The sequence below is a fragment of the Paenibacillus chartarius genome, assembly GCF_042432825.1.
Lineage (GTDB): Bacteria > Bacillota > Bacilli > Paenibacillales > NBRC-103111 > Gordoniibacillus > Gordoniibacillus chartarius.
Window position 1 is genome coordinate 369 of sequence record NZ_JBHLWN010000003.1, and the last position, 251, is coordinate 619.

At 43.0% G+C, this 251-nt stretch carries 1 rRNA gene (only partly in view); it reads right to left on the reverse strand.

What is annotated here, in order from left to right:
* Window positions 1–5 (reverse strand): 23S ribosomal RNA (locus tag ACFFK0_RS00435) (its annotated part extends 368 nt beyond the left edge of the window); the annotation flags it as partial.
* Between the last annotated feature and the right edge of the window lie 246 nt (window positions 6–251).

A 251-nucleotide genomic window follows, 5' to 3' on the forward strand; every position in this document is an offset into this window, starting at 1 on the left:
TCCCTAGATGATCGCAAGATCATCGGAACATTCTTGCTAGCAAGAATCAACCTTAGATTTCTACGCTTTGTGTTTCGTTATCTAGTTTTCAAGGAACAACCGCCGCAATTTGCGACAGGGATTTTATCTTATCACATTCACTTCAGTTCCGCAAGTGGAACCTTGTGTCAGAGATAAGCGAAGGATGTCATCCTTCAAAACTGAACACGAGTGAAGAACTGATTATGCCTTGCGGCAGATTTGATCCGGTC